19 protein-coding genes are annotated in these 22587 nt (G+C 61.2%); 9 read left to right on the top strand and 10 right to left on the bottom strand.

The window, feature by feature from the left end:
* Positions 1-34: 34 nt before the first annotated feature.
* The 3 genes from QTL94_RS27535 (at position 35) to QTL94_RS27525 (ending at position 3120) form a co-directional block, all read left to right on the top strand.
* Positions 35-751 carry a GntR family transcriptional regulator gene (locus QTL94_RS27535; RefSeq protein ID WP_289803771.1) on the top strand — a complete coding sequence of 239 codons (717 nt, stop codon included), beginning with the start codon at positions 35-37 and terminating at the stop codon, positions 749-751.
* Between the two features lie 122 nt (positions 752-873).
* Positions 874-2016 (top strand): M24 family metallopeptidase, encoded by a 1143-nt coding sequence (locus QTL94_RS27530; protein WP_289803770.1) that lies wholly within the window; start codon positions 874-876, stop codon positions 2014-2016.
* 141 nt (positions 2017-2157) lie between these two features.
* Positions 2158-3120 (top strand): dihydrodipicolinate synthase family protein, encoded by a 963-nt coding sequence (locus QTL94_RS27525; RefSeq protein WP_289803769.1) that lies wholly within the window; start codon positions 2158-2160, stop codon positions 3118-3120.
* An 85-nt stretch (positions 3121-3205) separates the two neighbouring features.
* On the opposite strand, the gene QTL94_RS27520 is transcribed toward QTL94_RS27525, so the two are convergent.
* The gene (locus QTL94_RS27520; RefSeq protein WP_289803768.1) at positions 3206-4243 is read right to left on the bottom strand and encodes an Ldh family oxidoreductase; all 1038 of its coding nucleotides are present in this window, start codon (positions 4241-4243) and stop codon (positions 3206-3208) included.
* Between the two features lie 138 nt (positions 4244-4381).
* Here QTL94_RS27520 and QTL94_RS27515 point away from each other — a divergent pair, with 138 nt between their 5' ends.
* Positions 4382-5899, top strand: coding sequence for an aldehyde dehydrogenase (NADP(+)) (locus tag QTL94_RS27515; protein WP_289803767.1), 1518 nt, complete (start codon positions 4382-4384; stop codon positions 5897-5899).
* A 60-nt stretch (positions 5900-5959) separates the two neighbouring features.
* On the opposite strand, the gene QTL94_RS27510 is transcribed toward QTL94_RS27515, so the two are convergent.
* From QTL94_RS27510 to QTL94_RS27485, 6 genes are all read right to left on the bottom strand, one after another.
* Positions 5960-6247 carry a hypothetical protein gene (locus QTL94_RS27510; RefSeq protein ID WP_065693157.1) on the bottom strand — a complete coding sequence of 96 codons (288 nt, stop codon included), beginning with the start codon at positions 6245-6247 and terminating at the stop codon, positions 5960-5962.
* A gap of 125 nt (positions 6248-6372) precedes the next feature.
* Positions 6373-9816 carry a YhaN family protein gene (locus QTL94_RS27505; RefSeq protein ID WP_289803766.1) on the bottom strand — a complete coding sequence of 1148 codons (3444 nt, stop codon included), beginning with the start codon at positions 9814-9816 and terminating at the stop codon, positions 6373-6375.
* Position 9817: 1 nt separating this feature from the next.
* Positions 9818-11053, bottom strand: coding sequence for a metallophosphoesterase family protein (locus QTL94_RS27500; RefSeq protein WP_289803765.1), 1236 nt, complete (start codon positions 11051-11053; stop codon positions 9818-9820).
* Between the two features lie 229 nt (positions 11054-11282).
* On the bottom strand, positions 11283-12038 hold the full coding sequence (locus tag QTL94_RS27495) for an ABC transporter ATP-binding protein (protein ID WP_289803764.1): 756 nt from the start codon (positions 12036-12038) through the stop codon (positions 11283-11285).
* Positions 12032-13096, bottom strand: a complete 1065-nt coding sequence (locus tag QTL94_RS27490; RefSeq protein ID WP_289803763.1) for a FecCD family ABC transporter permease — start codon at positions 13094-13096, stop codon at positions 12032-12034. Before QTL94_RS27490 ends, QTL94_RS27495 begins: the two co-directional genes overlap by 7 nt.
* Before the next feature lie 3 nt (positions 13097-13099).
* The gene (locus tag QTL94_RS27485) at positions 13100-14227 is read right to left on the bottom strand and encodes an ABC transporter substrate-binding protein (RefSeq protein ID WP_289803762.1); all 1128 of its coding nucleotides are present in this window, start codon (positions 14225-14227) and stop codon (positions 13100-13102) included.
* A gap of 115 nt (positions 14228-14342) precedes the next feature.
* Here QTL94_RS27485 and QTL94_RS27480 point away from each other — a divergent pair, with 115 nt between their 5' ends.
* Together QTL94_RS27480 and QTL94_RS27475 are read left to right on the top strand one after the other, a co-directional pair.
* The gene (locus tag QTL94_RS27480; RefSeq protein ID WP_289803761.1) at positions 14343-15137 is read left to right on the top strand and encodes a class I SAM-dependent methyltransferase; all 795 of its coding nucleotides are present in this window, start codon (positions 14343-14345) and stop codon (positions 15135-15137) included.
* A gap of 400 nt (positions 15138-15537) precedes the next feature.
* The gene (locus QTL94_RS27475) at positions 15538-16083 is read left to right on the top strand and encodes a flavin reductase family protein (RefSeq protein ID WP_289803760.1); all 546 of its coding nucleotides are present in this window, start codon (positions 15538-15540) and stop codon (positions 16081-16083) included.
* A 17-nt stretch (positions 16084-16100) separates the two neighbouring features.
* Here the strand turns inward: QTL94_RS27475 and QTL94_RS27470 are convergent, their stop codons facing one another.
* Positions 16101-16628, bottom strand: coding sequence for a hypothetical protein (locus QTL94_RS27470; protein ID WP_289803759.1), 528 nt, complete (start codon positions 16626-16628; stop codon positions 16101-16103).
* Between the two features lie 153 nt (positions 16629-16781).
* On the opposite strand from QTL94_RS27470, the gene menC reads away from it, so the two are divergent.
* Positions 16782-17915: an o-succinylbenzoate synthase gene (gene menC / locus QTL94_RS27465; protein WP_289803758.1), complete on the top strand. Its 1134-nt coding sequence runs from the start codon at positions 16782-16784 to the stop codon at positions 17913-17915.
* Entirely contained in the window at positions 17912-18613 is a 702-nt protein-coding gene (locus QTL94_RS27460; protein ID WP_289803757.1) for a GNAT family N-acetyltransferase, read from the top strand. The genes menC and QTL94_RS27460 overlap by 4 nt, the downstream gene beginning before the upstream one ends.
* Before the next feature lie 125 nt (positions 18614-18738).
* Here QTL94_RS27460 and QTL94_RS27455 read toward each other — a convergent pair whose 3' ends face one another.
* Positions 18739-20664: an FAD-binding monooxygenase gene (locus QTL94_RS27455; protein WP_289803756.1), complete on the bottom strand. Its 1926-nt coding sequence runs from the start codon at positions 20662-20664 to the stop codon at positions 18739-18741.
* A gap of 173 nt (positions 20665-20837) precedes the next feature.
* On the opposite strand from QTL94_RS27455, the gene QTL94_RS27450 reads away from it, so the two are divergent.
* A complete protein-coding gene (locus QTL94_RS27450; protein ID WP_289803755.1) occupies positions 20838-21305 on the top strand; it encodes a MarR family winged helix-turn-helix transcriptional regulator in 468 nt (155 codons plus the stop codon).
* An 82-nt stretch (positions 21306-21387) separates the two neighbouring features.
* On the opposite strand, the gene QTL94_RS27445 is transcribed toward QTL94_RS27450, so the two are convergent.
* Complete coding sequence (locus tag QTL94_RS27445) at positions 21388-22581, bottom strand: saccharopine dehydrogenase family protein (protein ID WP_289803754.1); 1194 nt, start codon at positions 22579-22581, stop codon at positions 21388-21390.
* Between the last annotated feature and the right edge of the window lie 6 nt (positions 22582-22587).

Genomic DNA, 22587 nt, shown 5'->3' with positions numbered 1-22587 from the left:
TGGCGGTAGGCAGCGAATGGAGCGGGCAGGCAGGATGAGCGACAAAGATATAGGTTCCGAGGACACCGTAAGAACGCGTGGCTCGGGAACCCAAAGCATCTACACCGCCTTGCGCCGGGAGATTCTTTCCATGGCTCTGCCGCCCGGTAGCCCACTCGACGAGGTCAGGCTTTCCGAGCGCTTCGGCATGTCGCGGACACCGATCCGCGAAGCACTGCTGCGACTGGTTGCCGATGGGTTGGTCACGACGCTTCCGAACCGCAATACGATCGTCGCGATCATCGATTTTTCTACCCTTCCGACCTATTTCGAAGCGCTGACGCTGATGTACCGCGTGACCACCCGTGGTGCCGCCCAGCGTGGCGGAGCAGCGGGCCTTGATGAAATCCTGCGTCATCAGCGCGATTTTATCGCTGCGGTGGAAGCGCAGGATGCTTTTACGATGATCGAAGCCAACCGCGAGTTTCACGTCGCCATCGCCGAGCGCGCGGGCAATTCCTATTACACAACCTTCTTCGCCCGCCTGCTTGACGAGGGTCGCCGTATCTTGCGGCTCTACTACTCGACGTTCGACGACAGGCTGCCCCGGCAATATGTCGACGAGCACGAGGAGATGATCGAGGCCATTCGCACGGGTGATGTGGAAAAGGCCGACAGGCTCGCCGTCGAACATGCCGACCAGATCGTCCGCCAAATCCAGGAATATATCTCGCGCGACTTCAACAACGCGCGTGCCTTGCCGGGCCTCTAGCCTACTTCACGAGACCACAAGCGGGAGCGACCGCCCCTGCGAGGCCGCCGCCTACCACATAAATCCGGCGCTGACGGTAATCCCTTGCCGTTTTCTGGCGCCTTGCATGAGAAGGAACCATCATGTCTTCATCCCCACGTCCATCCGCAATTTCCGATGTCGAGCGTCTATCGCGACTATCGCGCCTGCGCGCGAGCATGGAAGCCAGCAACCTGCAGGGCGTGCTTCTCGGATCAACAGAAAGCCTGCGCTATTTCACCGGGCTTGCCTGGTACCCTAGCGAACGGCTGCTCGGCGCGTTGGTCACGCCAACGGCACTCCACTACATCGTTCCGGGCTTCGAGCTCAGCAAGGTCGACAGCATGCCGAAACTTGCCGGCGAAATCGTTACCTGGGAGGAAGATGAAAGCAGCGCCAACCGCGTTGCCTCCCTGCTTGGTCCCACGGATCGTCTCGGCCTCGATGATGCGCTCCCGCTTTTCGCCTATCATGCGCTGGCGGGCGTCATGGGGCCGGACCGGCTGGTCGACGGCGGGCGCATCATCCGTGATATCCGCCTGCGCAAATCCCAAGCGGAGATAGATATCATCCAGTATGCAATGAACCTGACGCTTGAAGTGCATCGTCGGGCACATGCCTTCGTCAAGCCAGGCATCAAGGCATCCGATGTGGTTCGCTATATCGATGAGCAGCACCGGGCACTCGGCGCGGCAGGCGGATCGAGCTTCTGTATCGTTTCCTTCGGGGAGGCGACCTCCCTCCCCCACGGCGCGGAAGGCGAGCAGACCTATTCGGCAGGCGATGTCGTGCTCGTCGACACCGGTTGCCGGATCGACGGATACCATTCCGACCTCACCCGCACCTATGTTCTCGATGCGCCCGACGCAGAATTTTCCCGCGCCTGGTCGATCGAACGCGAAGCGCAGCAAGCGGTTTTCGAGGCTGCCCGGCTTAGCGCTGCCTGCGGCAGTCTTGACGATGCCGCGCGCGCCGTCATCACACGGCATGGTCTAGGACCTGATTATGCGCTGCCCGGCCTGCCGCACCGGGCCGGCCATGGCCTGGGTCTCGAAATCCATGAAGAGCCCTATATCGTTCGCGGCAACCGCACGGTGCTCGAAACCGGCATGTGCTTTTCCAACGAACCGATGATCGTCTTCCCCGGTCGCTATGGTATCCGGCTGGAAGATCACATCCACATGACCGAGACCGGGCCTAAGTGGTTTACGACACCGGCAAAGGGTCCGGCTGAGCCGTTTGCCTGATTGCTTCCCGTGCCGGATTCTTCCGGCACGTCTTTTCTGTCGACAAAAAGAATACAGAGTGTATTATAGATCTCGAAAGGGTCGGATTGGACGCGTCGGGCGTCGCAATCGCCAGCCACCAGAGGTTCACAGGAGCTTGAAATGAAGGCCAAGATTTTTTCGGGTGTAATTCCCGCGCTGATGACGCCCTGCAAGGAAGACCGCAGCCCGGACTTCGATGCGCTTGTCCGCAAAGGCAAGGAACTGATCGCCCAAGGCATGTCGGCCGTTGTCTATTGCGGATCGATGGGTGACTGGCCGCTGTTGACCGATGCACAGCGCATGGAAGGTGTGGAGCGCCTGGTGAAGGCCGGCGTTCCAGTTATCGTCGGCACGGGAGCCGTCAACAGCGCACTCGCCGTCGCACATGCCGCGCACGCTCAGAAGGTTGGCGCGAACGGCCTGATGGTAATCCCGCGCGTTCTGTCGCGTGGTCCTTCTCCGGTTGCGCAAAAGGCCCATTTCAAGGCCATCCTCGCCGCCGCACCGGAGCTTCCCGCCGTTATCTACAACAGCCCCTACTACGGCTTTGCCACCCGCGCCGACCTGTTCTTTGCATTGCGCGCCGAGCATCCCAACCTCGTCGGCTTCAAGGAATTCGGTGGCGCCGCTGACATGCGCTATGCGGCCGAGAACATCACGAGCGGCGACGATAGCGTTACGCTGATGATCGGTGTCGATACGGGCGTGTTCCACGGTTTCGTGAACTGCGGTGCGACCGGCGCCATCACCGGCATCGGCAACGTCCTGCCGAAGGAAGTCATTCACCTGTGCAACCTTTCGCAGGCCGCTGCCAAAGGTGATGTGGAAGCGCGCCAGCGCGCGGAAGAGCTTGAGAGGGCGCTGAATGTCCTGTCGTCCTTCGACGAGGGCCCGGACCTTGTTCTCTACTACAAGCGCATGATGGTGCTGAAGGGTGACAAGGAGTACACGCTCCACTTCAACGAGACCGACGCCCTGACCGAAAGCCAGCGCGGCTACGTCGATACGCAGTTCGACCTTTTCAACACCTGGTATGCCGCCTGGAGCAAGCTTCCTGGTGCGGTGCAGACATACAAGGCCTAAATTCCGGCCAAGCCGCTATCTTGAAAGGCCCTCTCGACGAGGGCCTTTTTGCATGAAGGTCGATGTTGAAACGTCAGCGCTGCCTCTAGGCGACTGCGTCAAGTCCAAGCGCCAGCAGGCGGTCAAGCTGTTCCACCTCGGCCTGGGTCAACGCGATGCCATCCGCCACTGACTTGGTACGGGCAGCGTAGCGCCGCTGTGAAGGCAAGCGTGCGCCTTGGCCGGCAATCGCCTCGAACAACACTTCCGCGCGGGCGAAGGGATCGCCGGCGCGACCTGCAGCGAAAGCGCGGGGCGAAAAGGCAAGGATGAGCTCGCCGTGGCGCGGGGCCAGCGTCGTCGTTCCAAGAAGGTCAAGCACCTCAGGACTGGTCAGATCACCGATCATGATACCGGCCAGAAGCTCGACCATCGTGGCGATGGCTGATCCCTTGTGCCCGCCAAAGGGCAGCATTGCGCCGGCAAGCGCCGCGTTCGGATCGGTCGTCGGGTTGCCTTCCGTGTCGATCGCCCAGCCCTCCGGCAACGGCTTTCCCGCCCGACGGTACAATTCGATTTCGCCGCGTGCGGCCACCGAAGTCGCGAAGTCGAACACATAGGCCGGCTTTCCCTCGCGGGGCCACCCGAAAGCGAGCGGATTGGTACCGAGCAGCGGCTTGTTGCCGCCGGTCGGGGCAACGGTGGCGTAGCTCGGGCACATGACGAGCCCCGCGAGTCCCTGCTCGGCCAGCGCCTCCACCTCCGGCCAGAGCGCCGAGAAATGCGTACAGTCATTGATGACAAGTGCGGCCAGCCCGCAGGATCGAGCCCGCTCGGCGAGCACCGGCAGGCCCAGTTCGAACGCAGGGCTTGCGAAGCCGCCCTTCGCATCCACCCTGACGATGGCAGTGCTTTCCTGTGGCACGAGTTCCGGCAGCGCATCCGGGTCGACCTTGCCCGCTTTGACCGTGCGCAGAGCGCCCTCGATCCGATAGATGCCGTGCGACTTGCAGGCATCGCGTTCCCCGGCCACGACCACCCGCGCCACCGCGCCTGCCTGCGTGCCATTCAGGCCCGCTTTGCGGAAGATCGCTTCGACACGCTCTTGAAGCGCGGTGATCGTCAGGGTAGTGGTCTCGCTCATCTTGTGTCTCTCATGTGTGGGCTCACGCGCCAGCGTTGATATTATGCATACATAGAGTATACAAGCGCCCGGCAGCACAATTCACCAATGGCTGATGTTCGGCCCAGTTGCACCCTGAATTAGAGAAGGATACCTCACATGGTCTTCACCCCGAATGGAAAACACCTCATCGCGGGCGAATGGGTCGACGGAGCGGGTACCTTCGCGTCCTCCCCTGCGCATGGCCCCGTGCACCACTTCGCCGTCGGCACGCCGGAACTGGTGAGCCGCAGCTGCGAAGCGGCGGAAGACGCATTCTGGAGCTATGGCTATTCCACGCGCGCCGAGCGCGCCGCGTTCCTGCGCGCCATCGCCGACGAAATCGAAGCCCGGGCAGAAGCAATCACGGAAATCGGCACTCAGGAAACCGGCCTTCCGGCAGCCCGTCTGCAGGGCGAGCGTGGCCGCACGACCGGCCAGCTGCGGCTCTTCGCCGATCACATTGAAAAGGGCGAGTATCTCGACCGCCGCTTCGACGCGGCGCAGCCCGATCGCCAGCCGGCACCGCGTCCTGAAATCCGCTTGATTCAGCGGCCGGTCGGCCCGGTCGCCGTCTTCGGCGCGTCGAACTTCCCGCTCGCCTTCTCCACGGCTGGCGGCGACACCGCAGCGGCACTGGCAGCGGGTTGCCCGGTGGTCGTCAAGGGTCACTCGGCCCATCCAGGCACCGGCGAGATCGTAGCCCAGGCAATCGAAGCCGCAATCCGCAAGACCGGCGTTCACCCGGGCGTCTTTTCGCTGATCCAGGGCGGCAATCGCGACGTGGGTCACGCGCTCGTGCAGCATCCGCGGATCAAGGCTGTCGGCTTCACCGGCTCCCTCGCTGGCGGTCGTGCACTCTTCGACCTGTGCGCCGCACGCCCTGAACCGATCCCCTTCTTCGGCGAACTCGGTTCGGTCAATCCTATGTTCCTCCTGCCGGAAGCGCTGAAGTCGCGCGCTGCCACGCTCGGACAGGGATGGGCAGGCTCGCTCACCATGGGTGCCGGCCAGTTCTGCACCAACCCCGGCATCGCGGTAGTGATCGACGGCTCTGATGCCGATACCTTTACCGCGGCAGCCGTCGAGGCATTGGGAAAGGTCGCTCCGCAGACCATGCTGACGGATGGAATTGCAAAGGCCTACCACGATGGGCAGGCGCGTTTCGAAACCCGCAATACCGTCAAGCCGCTGCTCGTGACTCAATCGTCTGGCCGCGAAGCCACCCCGAACCTGTTCGAAACCACTGGTGAGAAGTACCTTTCCGACCACGCGCTCGGCGAAGAAGTCTTCGGGCCGCTCGGTCTCGTGGTGCGCGTCGGCTCGGTAGACGAGATGGAACACCTCGCACGCGACTTCGAAGGGCAGTTGACGATCACCATCCACATGGAGCCGGCTGATCTCGACGCGGCACGTCGCTTGCGTCCGGTACTGGAGCGCAAGGCTGGACGCCTTCTGGTCAACGGCTTCCCGACGGGCGTCGAAGTTGTCGATTCCATGGTGCACGGCGGCCCGTATCCGGCTTCGACCAATTTCGGCGCGACCAGCGTGGGTACGATGTCCATCCGGCGCTTCCTGCGCCCGGTGGCGTATCAGAACATGTCCGAAGATCTTCTGCCCGAAGATTTCCAGGCCTGATCTGACGATCCAGATTTCGGGAGAGCTTCAGCCAATGAGGCTCTCCCGGGAATTTACAGCTTATTGAAGAGTTGGTGTCTGCGGGCGCTCCATATAACGGAGGCGGAAGCCTTCGATCAGCGTCATGGCCTGCTGGAGAAGAATCTCCGCCGCACGCAGATCTTCGCTTGCCAGCGTGTCGGCACTGCCACGAATAGTCAGCGCCAGGCTCTGGGAATTCACCGCAAAGCCACGATTGCCTTCGCTGAGTGCTTCTTCTGCGCTTAGCTCTAGTGCCTCCGCCACTGCAGCAAGAATATCCTGCCGCTCGCGCACGCTCATCTGCGTGATCGTCTTCGATCCGTCCATAGTTGTCTTCTTTCTTGGGATGACGGCCCGGTAAGCCTGCTGGTCAGGCTATATGTAGGCAGGATCGATCGTTGATCAATACGACTTTGTGCCAGAGCTCTGCCAATGGAAACCGAATGCGAAATTCACATTCGGATTACATCGACCGCATCGCCAAGCTCGCGCATCGCGATATCGACCACACTCGCCTGGTGGGTAAAGAGGATCGTCTGGAACGCGCGTGGCGCCGACGCAAGCGTCTTCAATCCAGACCGTGTCCTGTCGTCGTCGAACGTCTGGAAGATGTCGTCGATGACAAGGGGCGCCGGCTCGTTGCTCGAGCAATAGTCCTCGAGGAACGCCAGCCTGAGAGCCAGATACAACTGGTCTGCGGTGCCCTCGCTCAATCCCGCAAGGGGAACGCGTTCGCCACCTGTGCGAACGGCCTGCAGATGGAGCGCATCATCCTCGCCATACTCCTGCGCCAAGCCTAGGAATGCTCCTTCCGTCAGGGCCGAAAACAGCGTACCGGCGCGTGCCACAACAGGATCGGATTGGGCCTCCCGATAGGCCTCCATCGAACTGGAGAGCATCCTTGCGGCCAATTTCAGAACAATCCACTGGCGCGCGAGGTCCTTGGTCTCCTGCTCGGCAGACAGCTTCTCGAACACGGCGTATTCGACGCTCTTGCTCGTCTCCAGTTCCTGCTTTTTCCGCTGGGTCTCGGAAAGGCGAGCGGTCAGCGCGCCCAGGCGATCGACGAGCTTGACGTCCTCGCGTTCCAACTCCTCGATCAACAAAGCCGCCTCTGTCCGATCGAAACCGGAAAGCTCGAGACGAACATCCTCTTCGGCTCGACCGTTGGCGTGCTCCGTGAAGCGGCGCCGGCTGGCCTGAAGATTGCCCAGCGCCGCGCGCCGGTCCCTAAGTCTCTGCAGAAGCGACGATGGCTCGACGGCCAGGGAGAGCGACCGCGTCAGATCGGACAAGACGGCGTCGCAAGCAGTCGCCTCTTCCTCGGATCGCTTGAGCGACAGTTCGGCGAGTTCCATGTCGGCCACCAGCCTAGTGCGCCGCTGCTGTTCTGAATTGGTCGCGACAGCGCGCTGGTGAAGCAGATCGATGGCGGCGTCTGCGGAAAGCTGAGAAAGGTCGGTCGCGACCTCACCCGTGAGGACAGCCACGCTCTCTTCGAAGGCACGGATGTCGCGGGACATCCCCCTCACCCGCCGGCTCCTGTTTTCTCGCTCGACAAGTACCTGCGGCACCTGCTTCCAGACATCCAGCGTCGCTTGGGCCATCTCGATCGTGGCGCCTTCTCCAAGGCCCAGAGCTGCCGCAGCTTCCGCAAACTCAGATTCCCAACGGTCGATCCGACCTCTCAGGTCTTCGCCGTCCACCTCAAGATCGCGAATGGTCTCGAGGCTCGAAGCCCGCTTGCCATCTGTCGCGCGGCTCTCGCTCCATCGCTGCTCCATGGCTTGAAGGTGACGCTGCAGCACGCGGCCAAGGGCGGAACAGGCCAGCGTACGCCCGTCCGAAAGCCCGGTCTCCTTCGCGATCTCATTGAGAACCGGAAGGGCGCGATCCTCGCTCAGCCGCAGAACCGCCATTTCGTCTTCCAGCACGTTCAAAGCCGTGCGCTGGGCACTGAGGTCCTCGACGGCGCGACGCCATTCGACCATCTGCTCGGGCGCGAGCGGGATCACACCCGAGCGCGCGAACAACCCGGTATATTCGCCCTCGTGCCGCCTCAGCTTTGTACTCGCTGCTTGCTCCTCGCCCTCCAATCGAGCTTGAATCTCGATCAGTTCGGCAGACCGCATCAACAGCTGGGTGTGACGCGCGACCCTTTCGGCGTCGGCCAGCGCCAAATCGGAGAGGTGGTCGACGCGAAGGATGGCAGCCGAAACGTCCTCTGCCTTGAATGTCGCGCCACCCGCGGCAAAACCATCCCAGAGCTCGTCGCGGCGCGACCGCTCCCGCAAGATGTCATCGCGGGTCACGATTTCGTCGCCACTCTCCAGACGTTTCATCTCGTGGGAGACGGTAACAATCTCTGCCGCAGCCTGCGCAATCTTGCCTGAAATCTCGCCCAGCGACGCCGTCGCGGTCTCGATTGTGCGACGATGCGCAGAAAGTGTCGCCACATCCGGCAAAGGCACGGACATCAACTGATTCAGACTGTCTACCGCCGGCGTCAGCCGGCCAATTCCGCTCTCAAGGTCTGATCGTGCGCGTTCGATGCGAACCTGCAACGCGTCGCCGCGAGCAATCTCGGCAAGGTCGGCCTGAAGCGCTGCGAGCCTGTCGGCGTATGGCCGGGGATCGACCGGAGGCGGGCCGTCGTAGATGTTGTCCAATTCGCGCAGATAGGAGCGCTCCTTGGCCAGGTTTCGCTCCACATCCACCGACAGCCGGCGCAATTCGCACCCTGACTCTGCCAGATGGTGAAGACGCGCGAGCGCGGCGTCGGTTGGCTGGTGATCTTGCAACTGCTCCGCCTCGACATCCAGACCGAGCTTGCGGACAAGCTGACGGATCCGTTGATCGAAATCGTCGACTTCGCCGCGCACGCGGACAATATCGGACTTCGCGGCAAGATAAGCGGACTTGCCCGCATAACGCTCCATGATCTTTCCGGCGGCGTCATAGAGCGCCTCGTCGACCTGCGCGACGCTCAGCGCATCGCGCAGTCGAAAGGTGTTGGCGCGCGCGGTGTTCATGCGGTCGACGGCCTGACGATTGGACTCGATCGCGGTCGCGAGCCGCTCCTCCGCATCGACCAAGCCTTCGATGTCCGAAAACGTAGAGATCAAACGGTCCTCGGCGTCGATCTCGACCAGCAACGGCTCAAGGTTGCGAAGGACCGTCAGCCGCCCGTGTTCCTGGCGTTTTGCAAGACGCTGGGCCTGCAGTTCCACAAGCTCGGCCGCGATGCTCTCTTCCTCGTCGATCAGCCTTTTCCAATCGCCGGACCTGAGCTCGTGCTCCCGCTCGGCCTTCCGCGCCTCTTCGTGTCGTTCGAGGGCCTGATAGAACAGCCTGTCCTTCGACCGCCGCTGCGCGAAAATCCCCTCGGCGTCACTGTCCAGCGCGCGTCTGAGGTTGGTCAGTCCGGTCAGGCCGGATGCGGCCGAAAACAACAGACTGCCGATCTCGCCGCCGCTTTGCAGCATCGTCGCCGCACCCTCGCGAAGGCGACGGGTGTTTAGGCCAAAAGCGCGCTCGAACACCGGCCGCGCCAGCGCACCCAGGAACGGTGATAGCGCATCATCGGGAAGCGGTGCCTCCTGATCGGAATGGGAGACCAGCGTGTTCTTGCGACCGCGACGCCGCCGAAAACGGAGGTCGTTGCCACCCCGCGACGTTATCGCCGCGCCGATCCGCAGGGTCGAAGCCTCGTGCAGGAAGGCCTGCTCGATCTCGTGCGGAAAACCAAAGAGTAGGTCCGATATTGCCTTTAGCGCCGACGACTTTCCGGCTTCGTTCGGGCCATAGATGATGTGCAATCCGGCATCTTTGCGAAACTCAAGCGAGCGATCGGTCAATGCGCCGTAACGCAGGATATCAAGACGGTCGAAGCGCATGTCAGGCGTCACCCTCGCCGCGCGCCAGGAGCAACTGCCTGGCTTCCTCGATCAGGGCATCGACGGTCATTTCAAGCGGCAGGTCGCTGGCGCCGATGCCGCCGGGCAGACGCGGAACGATCGATGAGAGCAGGATCGCCGCCTCCGATTGCAGGTCGTCTTCGTTGCCATGCTCGGCCACCAGTCGACCGAGATCAAGGATCGCACCATCCGATGGAGCGCGAATAGGAGGCTCGATCACAAGCAACTCAAGCTTTTCCAGCCAAATGTCTTCGTGGGCGCGATGACATGCTGCCTGCACTTCATCGATCCATTGTTGCCGGTTGGCCGTAAAATTCCGGTGCAGACGTGATGCGCCCCGCAACCGGACGCGTAGCGCCGTGATGCGTTCGTCAGCGTCAGCGCGGATCGCACGTGCCGATTGCTCCACCAGCCGCAATATGTCCGGCGCGCTCTGGTCGAGATCGATGCCGATTTCGGTTACAGCGAAACGTGCCTCATCGACGATCATGCGCTCAAGTTCTATCCTGCTATCGTCAACGGTCACGAGCACAGCGCCTTTCGCCCCCCGCTCCCTGACGCTTCGCCCCTGGAGATTGCCTGGAAACACGACGACAGGATCGCTTGCCACCTCCTCGAACTCATGCACATGGCCAAGAGCCCAATAGTCATAGCCACGAGAGCGAAGATCTTCGAGCGAACATGGTGCATAGGGGGCGTGCGGCTCCTTTCCGCCAAGAGACGTATGGAGAACCCCGATATTGAACCAGCCTCGAACGGCGGGAGGATAGGTCAGCGCCAGATTGTCGTTGGCGGACCGCTCTGCAAAACCTTGCCCGTGCAGCGCGACATTCAGGCTTTCGATGAGCATCGTTTCCGGCTTGGATGTCGAAAACTCGTAGACATTCCCAGGCAGAGAGATCGTCTTGGTGATGATGCTCAATGCGTCGTGATTGCCGCGCAGGAGATAGACCGGGATGCCCGCGCGATCGAGCCGTCCCATCTCGCGACTGAAGAACAAGCCGATCTTGTTGTCCTTCCAATCGCCGTCGTAGACATCGCCGGCAATCACGAAGAAATCCACGTCAAGCTCTATCGCGCGGCTAACCAGCGTCGAGAAAGCCTTGCGACTGGCTTCAACGAAAATGGCGGCAATGTCGGGATCCTTGAGGGCGAGCCCCTGGAATGGGCTGCCCAGATGAAGATCCGCAGCGTGGATGAACCTGAAAGACGACATGCACTCGCTCTGCGTTCATGAAGACGCAGCAAGTCTATTGGCTGGCAAGGGCGATTGAAACGATTCATGAACGAAACGGCCGGCGTGACAGCGGATAGCCACAAGATATTCGGCGTTTCGCCGGCGAACAGCGGTTCGCGAGCCTCCTTCCCCACGTGATGGGAGGCATGTTCGGCTCACCAGGTGGGGAATAGAGAATCGAAAGTGACTTCAAACAGCCTCGAGGCTGCTACGCCGCGATGCCGTCGACGATGACAAATTTCTTCCCTTGCGAGCAGGTCTCGATACGCGCGTCGACCTTGTAGATGTCGCGCAGCATTGCACAGTTGATGACCTCTTGGGTTTGCCCGCTGACGGCCATCTCGCCGGAGGCGATGACGATCGTGTGCTCGCAATAGTGCAAGGCGTGATTCAGGTCATGCAAGGCAACAAGGACGATCATGCCGGCCCTGCCGGCAAGATCGCGTACGAAGCTCAGCACCTCGACCTGCCGATGCAAGTCGAGTGCCGATGTCGGCTCGTCCATCAGCAGCACTTCAGGCTTTCGCACAAGCGCCTGGGCCAGAGAGACCAGCTGGCGCTGCCCACCGGAAAGCTCGCCGAGCCCGCGGAACGCAAGATCTTCGATCCGCAACGCCTTCAGGATGGCGTCGATTTCGAAAAGTTCGTCATCACGGACACGCCAGCCGCCTCCCTGTTTTGCAGACAGGAGAACCGACTCGTAGACCGTGAGCACTGCGTTGGCGCCGGTATCCTGCGGCATGTAGCATATCGCGCGATCACCATTGGCGGCATCGGAAAGCTCGACGAGGCCGGGACCAGCGATCAGCCCCGCTATGCGCTTGAAAAGCGTCGACTTTCCGGCAGCGTTCGGTCCGACCACTGCAGTCAGGCTGCCGCTTTTCAGCGTGTCCACTCCAACTTTGGAAAGGACGGTCACCCGGCCGTATGAGGCTCCGACATCCTTCAGCGCAAGAGCTACCACGCACGCCTCCTGTTGCTGAAAATGAGCACGAAGAAAAATGGAACGCCGACGATCGCGGTGATAACGCCGATCGGCAGGATCGCGCCGGGGATGAGGATCTTGCTGACAACCGAGGTGACGGAGAGCAGCAGTGCGCCGCAGATGATCGAGCCGGGCAGGAAGAAGCGCTGGTCCTCGCCCACCACCATGCGCGCGATGTGCGGTCCAACCAGACCGACGAAGCCGATCGTTCCAACGAAGGACACCGGAATGGCAGCCAGCAGGCTGACCGTAAGCATGGTCTGCAGCCGCAGCGCGCGTACGTTCACACCCATGCTCGCGGCCTTGTCGTCGCCAAGGCGCAGCGCCGTCAGTGCCCAGGCATTGCGCATGAATAGTGGGACCGTGACGACGATGATGGCGGCCGTCACATAGACCTTGTCCCAGGTCGCCTTCGTCAGGCTTCCCATCGTCCAGAACACAACCGCCGCAAGCGCCTGTTCAGAGGCCAGATATTCCAGAAGCGACAGCGCTGCGTTGAACGTGAAGACGAGAGCGATGCCCAGAAGGACGATCGTTTCGACAGTCACACCACGCAAAGTGGAGGCGAAATGGATGAAGAGCGCAGCGACCATCGCCATCAGAAAGGCATTGATCGGAACCATATATTCGATGCCGGCCGGGAAAATCGCGACCCCCGTTACCAGCGCAAGCGCCGCTCCGAAACTGGCCGCCGCGGAAATCCCCAGCGTAAAGGGACTGGCCAGAGGATTGGACAGGATGGTCTGCATCTGAGCGCCGGCCACCGACAGGGAAGCCCCAACCGTGACCGCCATGAGCGCAATCGGCATGCGAATGTCCCAGATCACCACGCGCAACTGATCGGCTGCTGTCGCGGGGTCGAACAACGCGGCGAGAACCTGGCTGATCGTGTAGTTGGCAGGCCCCAGGGCCATGTCAGCCGCAATGCTGAGGCCAAGCGCCACGAGCAGGAGACAGAGGATCACGATGCGCCGGAACGCGAGAGCGCGATAGCGCTCCCGCCCGCTCGCAGCGGCTTGAAGAGCCACGCTGGCCATGTGTCAGCTATCCTTCAGCGAGACGAAATATCCCGGCTTGTAGTCCAGCGGCAGGAAGCGCGAGTGCAATTCCTTGAATGTCGTTTCGGGATCGAGGTCCTTGAACAAATCGGGATGCAGCCACTTGGCCATCTGCTGAATAGCCACGAACTGATAGGGGTTGTTGTAGAACTGGTGCCAGATGGCGTGGACATTGCCGTCTTTCACCGCCTTCACGCCGGTGAATGCCGGGCGTTTGGTCAAACCCTGCAGCTTGCGCCGCGCTTCCGTCAGGTCGGCGCCGTAGCCCACGCCAACCCACTTGCCGCCGGGCACATATGCCTCCCACAAGCCACCGGTCACGATGACCTGATCGGGGTTCGACGCGATGATCTGTTCCGGATTGACCGTGCCGAACGTGCCGGGAATGATGCCCTTCGCCATGTTCGTCCCGCCGGCAATCTCGACCATCTTGCCGAAATTCTCATTGCCGAACGACATGCAGCAATCATCGGAATATCCGCCCGCACGTTCGACGAAGACGACCGGCCGTGGCGGGTTCGACTTCTCAAGCACATCCGTCACCTGCTTGATGCTGTCGGCGCGGAACTTGATGAAGTCCTCGGCCAGTTGCTCCTTGCCGGTGAGCTTGCCCATGATGCGCATGCTCGGCTCGGTATTTTCCATCGGCTTTTCGCGGAAGTCGACGTACACGAGCGGAATACCGACCTTGGCGAGCTTCTCGATGTAGCCCGCCTCTTCCGTGGCCGTCTTGGCATCGACGTTCATCAAGATCACGTCGGGCTTCAGCGCCACCGCCTGCTCGATGTTGAAGGTTCCATCCTTCATGCCGCCGAAGGTCGGCAGCTTGGCAATTTCAGGATACTTTGCAAGGTACGCATCGTAGGTTTCCGGATCCGCCTTGGGCAGGTCGTCGCGCCAGCCGACGACATGCTCGAACGGATTGCTCTTGTCGAGCGCCGCAAGGAAGTAGATCTGCCGCCCCTCACCCAGAATGATATGCTTGACGGGAACGCTGACCTCGACGTCGCGGCCGGTAACGTCCTTCAACGTTATCGTGTCGGCAAGAGATGGCCAGGCCGAGGCAAGGATACCGGCAGCAAGCAGCGTGGCTTTCAAAGTCAGACGCATCAGGATCACTCCGTGGAAAACTCGGAGCTGTATTTATTTTATGATTGTCTCAGTCAAGTTTTATCTTTTAGAAGAGTTCGAAATTGCCCTGACGATTCAAAGGAAGACGGAAGAGATGTCCGGCCACAACCACGGACTGCGCGAGGAGATAAAGGCCTATTGGTCGGAGCGCGCGGCGACATTTGACCAATCGCCCGGTCACGAAATCTTCTCCGAGCCGGAGCGCCTGGCGTGGCACCACCTGATCCTGAGGCATCTAGGTGCGGGCGACGGCCGGCATGCGCTCGACCTTGCCAGCGGCACCGGCGTCATCTCCCATCTGATGGACGACCTCGGATATAACGTGACCGGCATCGATTGGTCGGAGGAGATGCTGGATCGGGCGCGCGCAAAGGCTGCCAAGCGTGGTCGCCCGATCAAGTTCTTCCTGGGCGATGCGGAAAACACCATGGAAGGCAGTGAAGCGTACGACGTCATCGTAAACCGCCACCTAGTCTGGACGCTTGTCGATCCTGAAACCTGCTTTCGCGAATGGCTGCGCGTCTTGAAACCAGGCGGCAAACTGATGATCGTTGACGGCGATTTCGTCAACGTCGGACGCGGCGAACGCCTTGCCAAGCGGCTCGCCGCCTGGCTGGAAAAGGCAGGGCTATTGAAACCCGACACCCCGCATGCCTCGCGTGAATTTGCCGAACGCCACAACAGCATTCTCGCGCGCGTCCATTTCTCCGCCGGCGCACGCGCCGAATCCGTCGTGGACTTGCTGCAGCGAGCCGGTTTCGAGGATGTCGTTATCGACACCAATCTCCGGCAGATTCATAAGGCACAGGCGAAGAACTGGAACTACCTGAAAGCCTTGGCGAGGGGACTGCAGCACCGGTATGCGATCGTGGCGCAAAAGCCGGTCTGAGCCGGCGCAAGAGCGGAAGAGTTCGTCAACAGCACGAGCGAAGTGCTGTCACTGGAGGAGATAGCCTCCGGTGCCGGGATCAGCGTCAACTCGCTGCAGCGGCTGTTTCATGCGGCCCATGGGACGACAGTCTTTCACTACATCAGGACGCAGCGGCTCGAGTAGGCGCGGCTCGCGCTGGAAAGCGGTGACGTTTCGATTGCCCAGGCTGCCTACATGGCGGGCTAAAGCGCTCACCCTGCAGCCATCCGTCAGATGATGGTCTTTTGGGCGCTAACCTATTCGATATGCCGGAGGTTTTCATCCATATGGCCGATGACCAGATTGGCGCCACTGCGGGTAAACTCGCGAAACAAGCGGCACGTTCGGGAGCGACCAGCTGGCTGGAGGAGAAGACCACATGACACTCACTGTTAACGTCGGAGCCGCGCCGCAGGCGTTGGAGCCGGTTAACTCGAAGGACTATGTCAGCGCGATGTCGGCGCATGTGTCCTCGGTCTGCGTCATCACGACAGCGATCGGCGGACGCCGCTTCGGCCTGACAGCAACGGCTGTGTCATCTGTCTGCGCCAGCCCGCCGCGACTACTCATCTGTGTCAACAAATCGGGCTTCAGCCACGACAGGATCATCGAAGCCGGCCACTTCTGCGTCAATGTCCTGACGGAGGACCAGGTCGGCGTAGCGGAGCTTTTCGCCGGCATGAAAGGTTCCGACGTGGAACGATTCGCCGCCGGCGCCTGGACGAACATGCCGTCCGGATCGCCGGCGCTGACTGGCGCAGCCGCAGTCTTCGACTGCCGCACTGCGCTGATCAGCGATCAATTCACCCATTCCGTCATTTTCGGCGACGTCGTCGCGGTCAACAGTCAGTCCGGACAGGACGCTCTGCTTTACGGTGCGCGGCGGTTTCGTTCGCTGCAGAAGGCGCCCTCCGAGCTCAACTGAGGGCGCCGGCTGCCGCGTTAAGCCTGCGCTCCGTCTCGTTTAGCTTGCGCCACTGCTTGCGCTTTTCTCAACCTGCCGCGCTCGGCCGGCCGCACCAGCGAAATAGCCTTCTGGTCCGGGATATCCCGCATGCCTTCATTGGCATGGCGTGTGTTGAAAGGCACGTTGCCCTTTTGAGCCGCCTGCTTGAGTTCGAGCGCTCGCTGGGCGTTTTCAACGAGCGAGTGGTTCTTGGCCATCGCCGTCCGCCGCTGTGACTCGGCATTCAGGCGTTTCATCCCGATCGAAAGAACCGAAGCTTTCAGTCGAGATCCGGCGTCCGAGGTCTTTGGCGTCGCACCCTTCGGGGAGGCCTTTCCACGCATTTCGCGCCGATGCTGATTGGCCTGCGACTGCGCCTTGTCGCGCATGTCGCGAAGCCTTCGCGACAACTTGTCCAATGCGTCGTCAGATAGCGCCTGTATCTCGGGATGACGTGTCTGGCGAACAACCTCGCGTTCGTCGACGTTGAGTGCCCGATCTTCTTCCTTACGCGTAACGGCCATTTCATGTCTCCTTTGTCTGGGAGGTTTCACAGGGCTTGGTCATGGCGAAGCGGCATCGGTGGACAGATATGTCACCGAAGGTTTCTTTCCACGCATTGCCTCGCGATTGGCGTGGATATACATCTCGCCCACAGACATTCCCTGGAGCAAAAGATGACAGCAGCCCCCCTGTTTCCTGGACTACTGATCGAGTCCGCCGAGATCCGCTTGATCCGCCTGCCGCTGCTGACACCGTTCGTGATCTCCACGGGAACGATGACCGAAAAGGTAATTCCGATCCTGACGCTCCGTGCGGAAGGACTGGAAGGCTATTCCGAAGGGGTGATGGATCCTCTTCCCGATTACCTCGAGGAAACGATCTCCGGCTCCCTGAGCTTCCTGAAGGAGGCCGTGCTCCCGCAGGTTATCGGCAAGCGCTTCAACGGCCCGGCGGAGCTGAACAGCATTCTCGACCCATGGCGTGGCCACAGGATGAGCAAGGCCATGGTCGAGATGGCGATGTGGGATCTCTGGTCGAAGGCGCTGAACCTTCCGCTCAGCGTTGCGCTGGGCGGCGTACGTGATGCCGTGGACGTTGGCGTCAGCCTCGGCATCGCCGACATTCCCACGACCATCGCCCGCGTCGAGTCGGCCGTTCAAGCGGGCTACAAGCGCGTGAAGCTGAAAATCAAGCGCGGCCATGACCTCGGTCTGCTCAAGGCAGTCCGCGAACGCTTCCCTCACGCGAAGCTGACAGTTGACGCGAATACCGACTACAAGCTGTCCGACCTCCCGCTTCTCAAGGCGATGGACGAGTTCGCGCTTGATTACATCGAGCAACCCCTGGCCTTTGACGATATTTCCGATCACGTGAAGGTGCAGGAAAAGCTTCTCACCGCCATCTGCCTCGATGAGAGCATCCGCTCGGCGGTCGATGCACGAAAGGCTCTGGTCGCAGGTGCCGGTCGCGTCATCAACATCAAGGTCGGGCGGGTTGGCGGTCACAACGCGTCGCGCGCGATCCACGATCTCTGCGCTGCATTTGATGTCCCGGTATGGTGTGGCGGAATGCTTGAGGCCGGGATCGGTCGAGCCCATAACATCCACCTGTCGACGCTTGCCAACTTCACCAAGCCAGGAGACACCTCGTCGGCCAGCCGGTACTTCCCGCGAGACATCGTCAACGAAGCGCTCGAGGCTGTCGATGGGCAGATGCCGGTGCCGAAGAACGGTCCCGGGATCGGCGTGACCCTGGATTACAAATTCCTCGACACAGTCACGAGCCTCCAAGAGGAGTTCGCCGCGTGAGCGACATCCTGATCCGCGAGCTGGAATCCGTGGCGGAGCTCAAACATTCCGAGCATCTGCAACGGCTGATCTGGGGAGAGGACGATCCTCCTGACAACTCCGACCTGCTGCTCGCCATACAACACGAAGGCGGCCTGGTTGCCGGCGCGTTCTCCGATGGAAAGATGCTCGGCTTCATCTTTGGCTTTCCGAGTTCAACGCAAGGGGTGCAACATTCACACCGGCTCGGCGTGCTCTCGGATGCGAGGGGCCTGAAGCTGGGGGCGCGCCTGAAATGGTTTCAGCGCGACTGGTGCCTCGCGCGCGCAATAACCTTGGTCCGCTGGACCTACGACCCTTTGCGGGCGGTCAATGCCGGGCTGAACATTTCAAGCCTGGGGGCGACGTCATCCACCTACCATGTTGACTACTACGGCCCAATGGTCGGCATTAACGCAGGTCTCCCCTCGGACCGCATCGTCGCCGAATGGAAGCTAGACTCCCCGCTTGTCGAGAGCCGCGCCCTGGGCATCCAGCCTGACCTGCCGCAGGGCCGAAGAGTGGAGATTCCGCGTGACATCGAACAACTGGTATCGCGCGACGCGCAGGCGGCGCTGGCCGCGAGACTATCACTACGCGAAACTCTCATGGATGCCTTTGGCAAGGGCGAGCGCATCATCGGATTCGATCCGGAGACGGCATCCTATCTGATTGGCTGAGCTCGCATTCAGCCTTGCCGGTCACGTTTGATGGAGGCCGCCTGCGTTAACCTGGCGGCCTCCTGTCATCTCGTCAGAACGGGTCAGCGGCATCACTGCGAATGCCGCTGGGTGTTTCCCGCCGATTAACCTGCGGTAATCATGAAGCCGTGGAAGAAATCGGCGAGCGCCGCATGGGCATCGAGCGGCAGGATATGCGCGACATATTGATCTGGCCGCACCACGACCATGCACCCTTTTTTTCGATCGACGCCGCGCAGGTCGAAGACGTTGTTGCTTCCCTTGAGATCGGGACAGAACATCTTTTCGTAGTCGCGCAGGCCGAAGCGCCCCTTGGCGGGAAAAAGCAGCGCTGGCATTGCCTCGATCGCAAGCTCGCGATGGGACTGCTGGAAGACGGCGCGAACGTCGATGACGGAATCGATGTCGCCGCCTTGCGACGTGAATTTCACCAATGGCGACCCCGCGCCCTCGAGAAAGCTGCAAAGCGCCGCGAGCGGCGAGCCGGGCTGGGCACGGTCACCTTCACCCGCAAACGCATAGACGTGCCAGCGACCGTCAGCCTTGGCCGCGTGGCCGAGTTCCATCGGTCGGGCATCGCCAAGGCGGACAACCGGTGCGGAGTGGAAGCGCTTGCCGATCGGGAACCCCTTTGCAAGGTCCTGATAGGTCGCCTCGCCGGTGAGGACGGAGGGTGCATAGCGCGTGGCGGTGCCGGCGGTGTAGCGCCCGGACCGGACGAAATATTCCTGGACGTCGGCCGGGTCCACACCATCGGGATTCGTCGCGGATTTCAGTGGCGCACTGAGCATTTTTGCCCATTCACGGTCGAAATCGATCAGTTCCTTCGCGATTGATTGCCGCTCGGCGGAATAGCTGTGCAGCAACTCGGCCGGTGCGCGGCCCTCCAATACGGCGGCAAGCTTCCAACCCAGATTGAAGGCATCCTGCATCGAAACGTTCATGCCCTGCCCGGCCTTCGGGCTGTGTGTGTGGCAGGCGTCGCCGGCGATGAAGACGTGCGGCAGCCGCGTCGCGATTTCCGCCTCCGGCACATCATCGAACTTGTCGCACAGTCGCTGACCGATTTCATAGACCGACCACCAGGCGACTTCCTTCACCTCGAAGCTGTAAGGCTCAAGCACCCGCTGGGCGGCGGCGATCAGATGGTCGACCGTTATGTTCTTGCTGGCGACGCGCTCATCCTTGGCGAGCTTGTCCAGCTCGACATAAATGCGCACGAGATAGCCGCCCTCGCGCGGAATGAGCAGGATGTTGCCTTCGCCTGCCGACTGGATCACGGCCTTGAGGCGGATATCCGGAAAATCCGTGACGGCCAGGACGTCCATGACGCCCCAGGCCTGATTGGCGGAATCGCCCTTCAGTTCCCGTCCGAGCGATTTGCGCACCGCGCTGCGCGCTCCATCGCAACCGACCACATAACGGGCCTGCACGGTCTCGATCTGGCCTTCATGCGCGGAAACGTTCCGCTCAAGCTTGACCGTAACAGGATGACTGCCTGCTGTCGCGGCGGTATCGATCGTGAGGTCGGCCAGGCGGCGAGCGTAGTGAGGCTCCAGCCGGTTCGGCGAGCGGCGCATGATATCGAGGTAGAAATCGTGCACGCGTGCCTGGTTGAGAATCACATGCGGCATTTCGGAGAGGCCGTCTTCGACGTCCTGGATACGGCCGTGTCGGACGATGTTGTCGCGCTTGCCATCGTCGGGCTTCCAGAACGATGTTTCGTTTACCCAGCACGATTCCTTCAAGACCTTCTCGGCGAAGCCGAAGGCGTTGAACATTTCAAGCGTGCGGCAGGCGATCCCGTCTGCCTGGCCAACCTCCAGTGGACCCGGCTTCTGGTCGACGATCGCGGTCTTGATGCCGGGAAAGGCGGAGAGCTGGCTGGCAAGCGTCAGACCGGCCGGGCCGCAGCCGACGATCAGAACGTCAACTTTCGAAGGCAGCGCGTCCGACCGCGCCGATGCCTCTGGCGATGGCTCTGACAGTGCAGGATCGCCGGTTCTGAAGCCATTCAGGTGAAATTGCATGGACATACTCCTCCCATCTTGGGCTGCGAGGGCGCCTGCCGCCTGGGGTGTGGACGCACACACCGGGCGCCGTTTAAGGTAGCGCGCAAGGCACATATTTCGCAGCAATCAATATTGCTCATAATACTGACGATCAGCATACTGTCAATTGACTTGTGCAAGCGGAGGGACGAGTGAGAGACAACAATGACATGCCGGGGCATCTGATCCGCCGGTTTCAGCAGATCGCGGTGGCCGTGTTTCACGCAGAGGCGGAGGCGGCAGGATATGACCTGACGCCAGTGCAATACGCGGCATTGGCGGCCATTAGTACCAATCCCGGCATCGATCAGGTGACCCTTGCGGGCTTGATCGCCTATGACCGCACAACAATTACCGGCGTGGTGGATCGGCTGGCGCACAAGGGCATGATCGAGCGGAACGCGAGCAGCCGCGACCGCCGCGCCCGTGAACTGACCGTCACGGCGGAGGGCATGCGCACGCTCGAAGGGATTACGCCTGCGGTGGAGGCCGCGCAAAAGACCATGGTTCGCGGGCTATCGACCGACGAGGTCGAAGAACTGATGCGGCTCCTGCGCAAGGCGACGGCGTCAGGCAACGAGCTAAGCAGGGCGCCGCAGCGCGATGTCCCAGCCGACTAGGAATCGCATGGTGTGGCAGGCTTCCTCAGCCTGCCACACTTTCGTTCAATCGCGTCGAGCTGGTCTCCGCAAAGCGGAGCGGTCATCGACGCGCGATACGCTTGTCGATTATGAAGCGGCGCTTTTCGAGCTCGACGAAGTAAGACGCCACGTTGAAATACTCTTCCGGCGCCCATACCCCCGGCTTTCGGGGATTTGCCAGGATCAGCTGGGCGGCGATGGAGCCGTTCATCGATGTGCAGGCATCGACGTAGGGCGCGTACATGTCGTCGGGCTTGACCACGACTTCCACAGTCACCTCTGTCTCTACGCCATCTTTCAGACCCCGGCCGACCGCGAAGTGGATCTCGTTGCTTTCCTGCGCCGGAATGAGGTGCGCGTTCTTCTTGATGTTCCGGTCGAGGACCTTGTTGAGCACGTCCAGCGGCTTCACCTTGACGCCGCCGATATCGACGGGTTCATCGAAATCTCCGAAGCCTGCCTTCACAAGCCCCACCCACGCTTCGTGCTCTCGGTGCGGAAGATGCAGTTTCCACGTGAACTCCTTGATGCCTTTCTCCCTTATGCCGTCAGCCAACGGAACCGTCAGCTGTTCTGAATGGGGAGAATGCATGAACTCGCAGCGTCCCCAGGGTTCAGGCAGGTCGAGATATTCCCGCCCACTCATCGGCGCGCACTCGACATGCCGGCCATCATAGAACTGGGTGCTCGGATGGGCATATTCCGCAAGGACGGTGGACACGCTGTAGGGCGGCACCAGAACGGGGTTCTCATCGCCGACCAATTCCGCCGCCCAGTAGAGATTGATCTTGTCGATCGTATCCAGCTCGTCGGCAACGGCACGGCATATAACGTTGGACATGCCAGGATCGGCACCGACCCCAATCACCGCGGTGACTCCAGCCTCCTTGAAGCGCTCGTGCTCGGCGAGTTGCTTGACGGTGTAGGTACCGAGCCCTCCTAGGTCGATATAGGAGACGCGTGCTTTTAGGGCGGCCTCGAAGATCATCATCTGGAAACCGAGCAGGGTTGGAACGCAGTTGATGCAGATGTCGGCGCCGGCGATAGCCGCGTGCAGCGCATCGGCGTTCGTGACGTCGAGATCGACCGGAACGATGCGCGGGTCGGCCAACTCCGACACCAATGCGTCGACCTTTTCGCGCGATGCGTCGCAGAGCCGTAGCGTCGTGATGTCGATGATGGAACGCTCGGAGAGCAGGTCGCGGACAATGCCTGCGCCCATGAAGCCAGCGCCGCCAAGAAGTGTAATGATCATTGTTTA

This window comes from Rhizobium sp. S96 (assembly GCF_030382195.1).
GTDB lineage: Bacteria > Pseudomonadota > Alphaproteobacteria > Rhizobiales > Rhizobiaceae > Rhizobium.
This window is presented reverse-complemented; position numbering and strand designations above follow the sequence as displayed.

Coding starts and splice junctions, on each gene's coding strand:
- QTL94_RS27535 (WP_289803771.1), top strand. CDS start 35: ATGAGCGACAAAGATATAGGTTCCGAGGACACCGTAAGAACGCGTGGC.
- QTL94_RS27530 (WP_289803770.1), top strand. CDS start 874: ATGTCTTCATCCCCACGTCCATCCGCAATTTCCGATGTCGAGCGTCTA.
- QTL94_RS27525 (WP_289803769.1), top strand. CDS start 2,158: ATGAAGGCCAAGATTTTTTCGGGTGTAATTCCCGCGCTGATGACGCCC.
- QTL94_RS27520 (WP_289803768.1), bottom strand. CDS start 4,243: ATGAGCGAGACCACTACCCTGACGATCACCGCGCTTCAAGAGCGTGTC.
- QTL94_RS27515 (WP_289803767.1), top strand. CDS start 4,382: ATGGTCTTCACCCCGAATGGAAAACACCTCATCGCGGGCGAATGGGTC.
- QTL94_RS27510 (WP_065693157.1), bottom strand. CDS start 6,247: ATGGACGGATCGAAGACGATCACGCAGATGAGCGTGCGCGAGCGGCAG.
- QTL94_RS27505 (WP_289803766.1), bottom strand. CDS start 9,816: ATGCGCTTCGACCGTCTTGATATCCTGCGTTACGGCGCATTGACCGAT.
- QTL94_RS27500 (WP_289803765.1), bottom strand. CDS start 11,053: ATGTCGTCTTTCAGGTTCATCCACGCTGCGGATCTTCATCTGGGCAGC.
- QTL94_RS27490 (WP_289803763.1), bottom strand. CDS start 13,096: ATGGCCAGCGTGGCTCTTCAAGCCGCTGCGAGCGGGCGGGAGCGCTAT.
- QTL94_RS27485 (WP_289803762.1), bottom strand. CDS start 14,227: ATGCGTCTGACTTTGAAAGCCACGCTGCTTGCTGCCGGTATCCTTGCC.
- QTL94_RS27480 (WP_289803761.1), top strand. CDS start 14,343: ATGTCCGGCCACAACCACGGACTGCGCGAGGAGATAAAGGCCTATTGG.
- QTL94_RS27475 (WP_289803760.1), top strand. CDS start 15,538: ATGACACTCACTGTTAACGTCGGAGCCGCGCCGCAGGCGTTGGAGCCG.
- QTL94_RS27470 (WP_289803759.1), bottom strand. CDS start 16,628: ATGGCCGTTACGCGTAAGGAAGAAGATCGGGCACTCAACGTCGACGAA.
- menC (WP_289803758.1), top strand. CDS start 16,782: ATGACAGCAGCCCCCCTGTTTCCTGGACTACTGATCGAGTCCGCCGAG.
- QTL94_RS27455 (WP_289803756.1), bottom strand. CDS start 20,664: ATGCAATTTCACCTGAATGGCTTCAGAACCGGCGATCCTGCACTGTCA.
- QTL94_RS27445 (WP_289803754.1), bottom strand. CDS start 22,581: ATGATCATTACACTTCTTGGCGGCGCTGGCTTCATGGGCGCAGGCATT.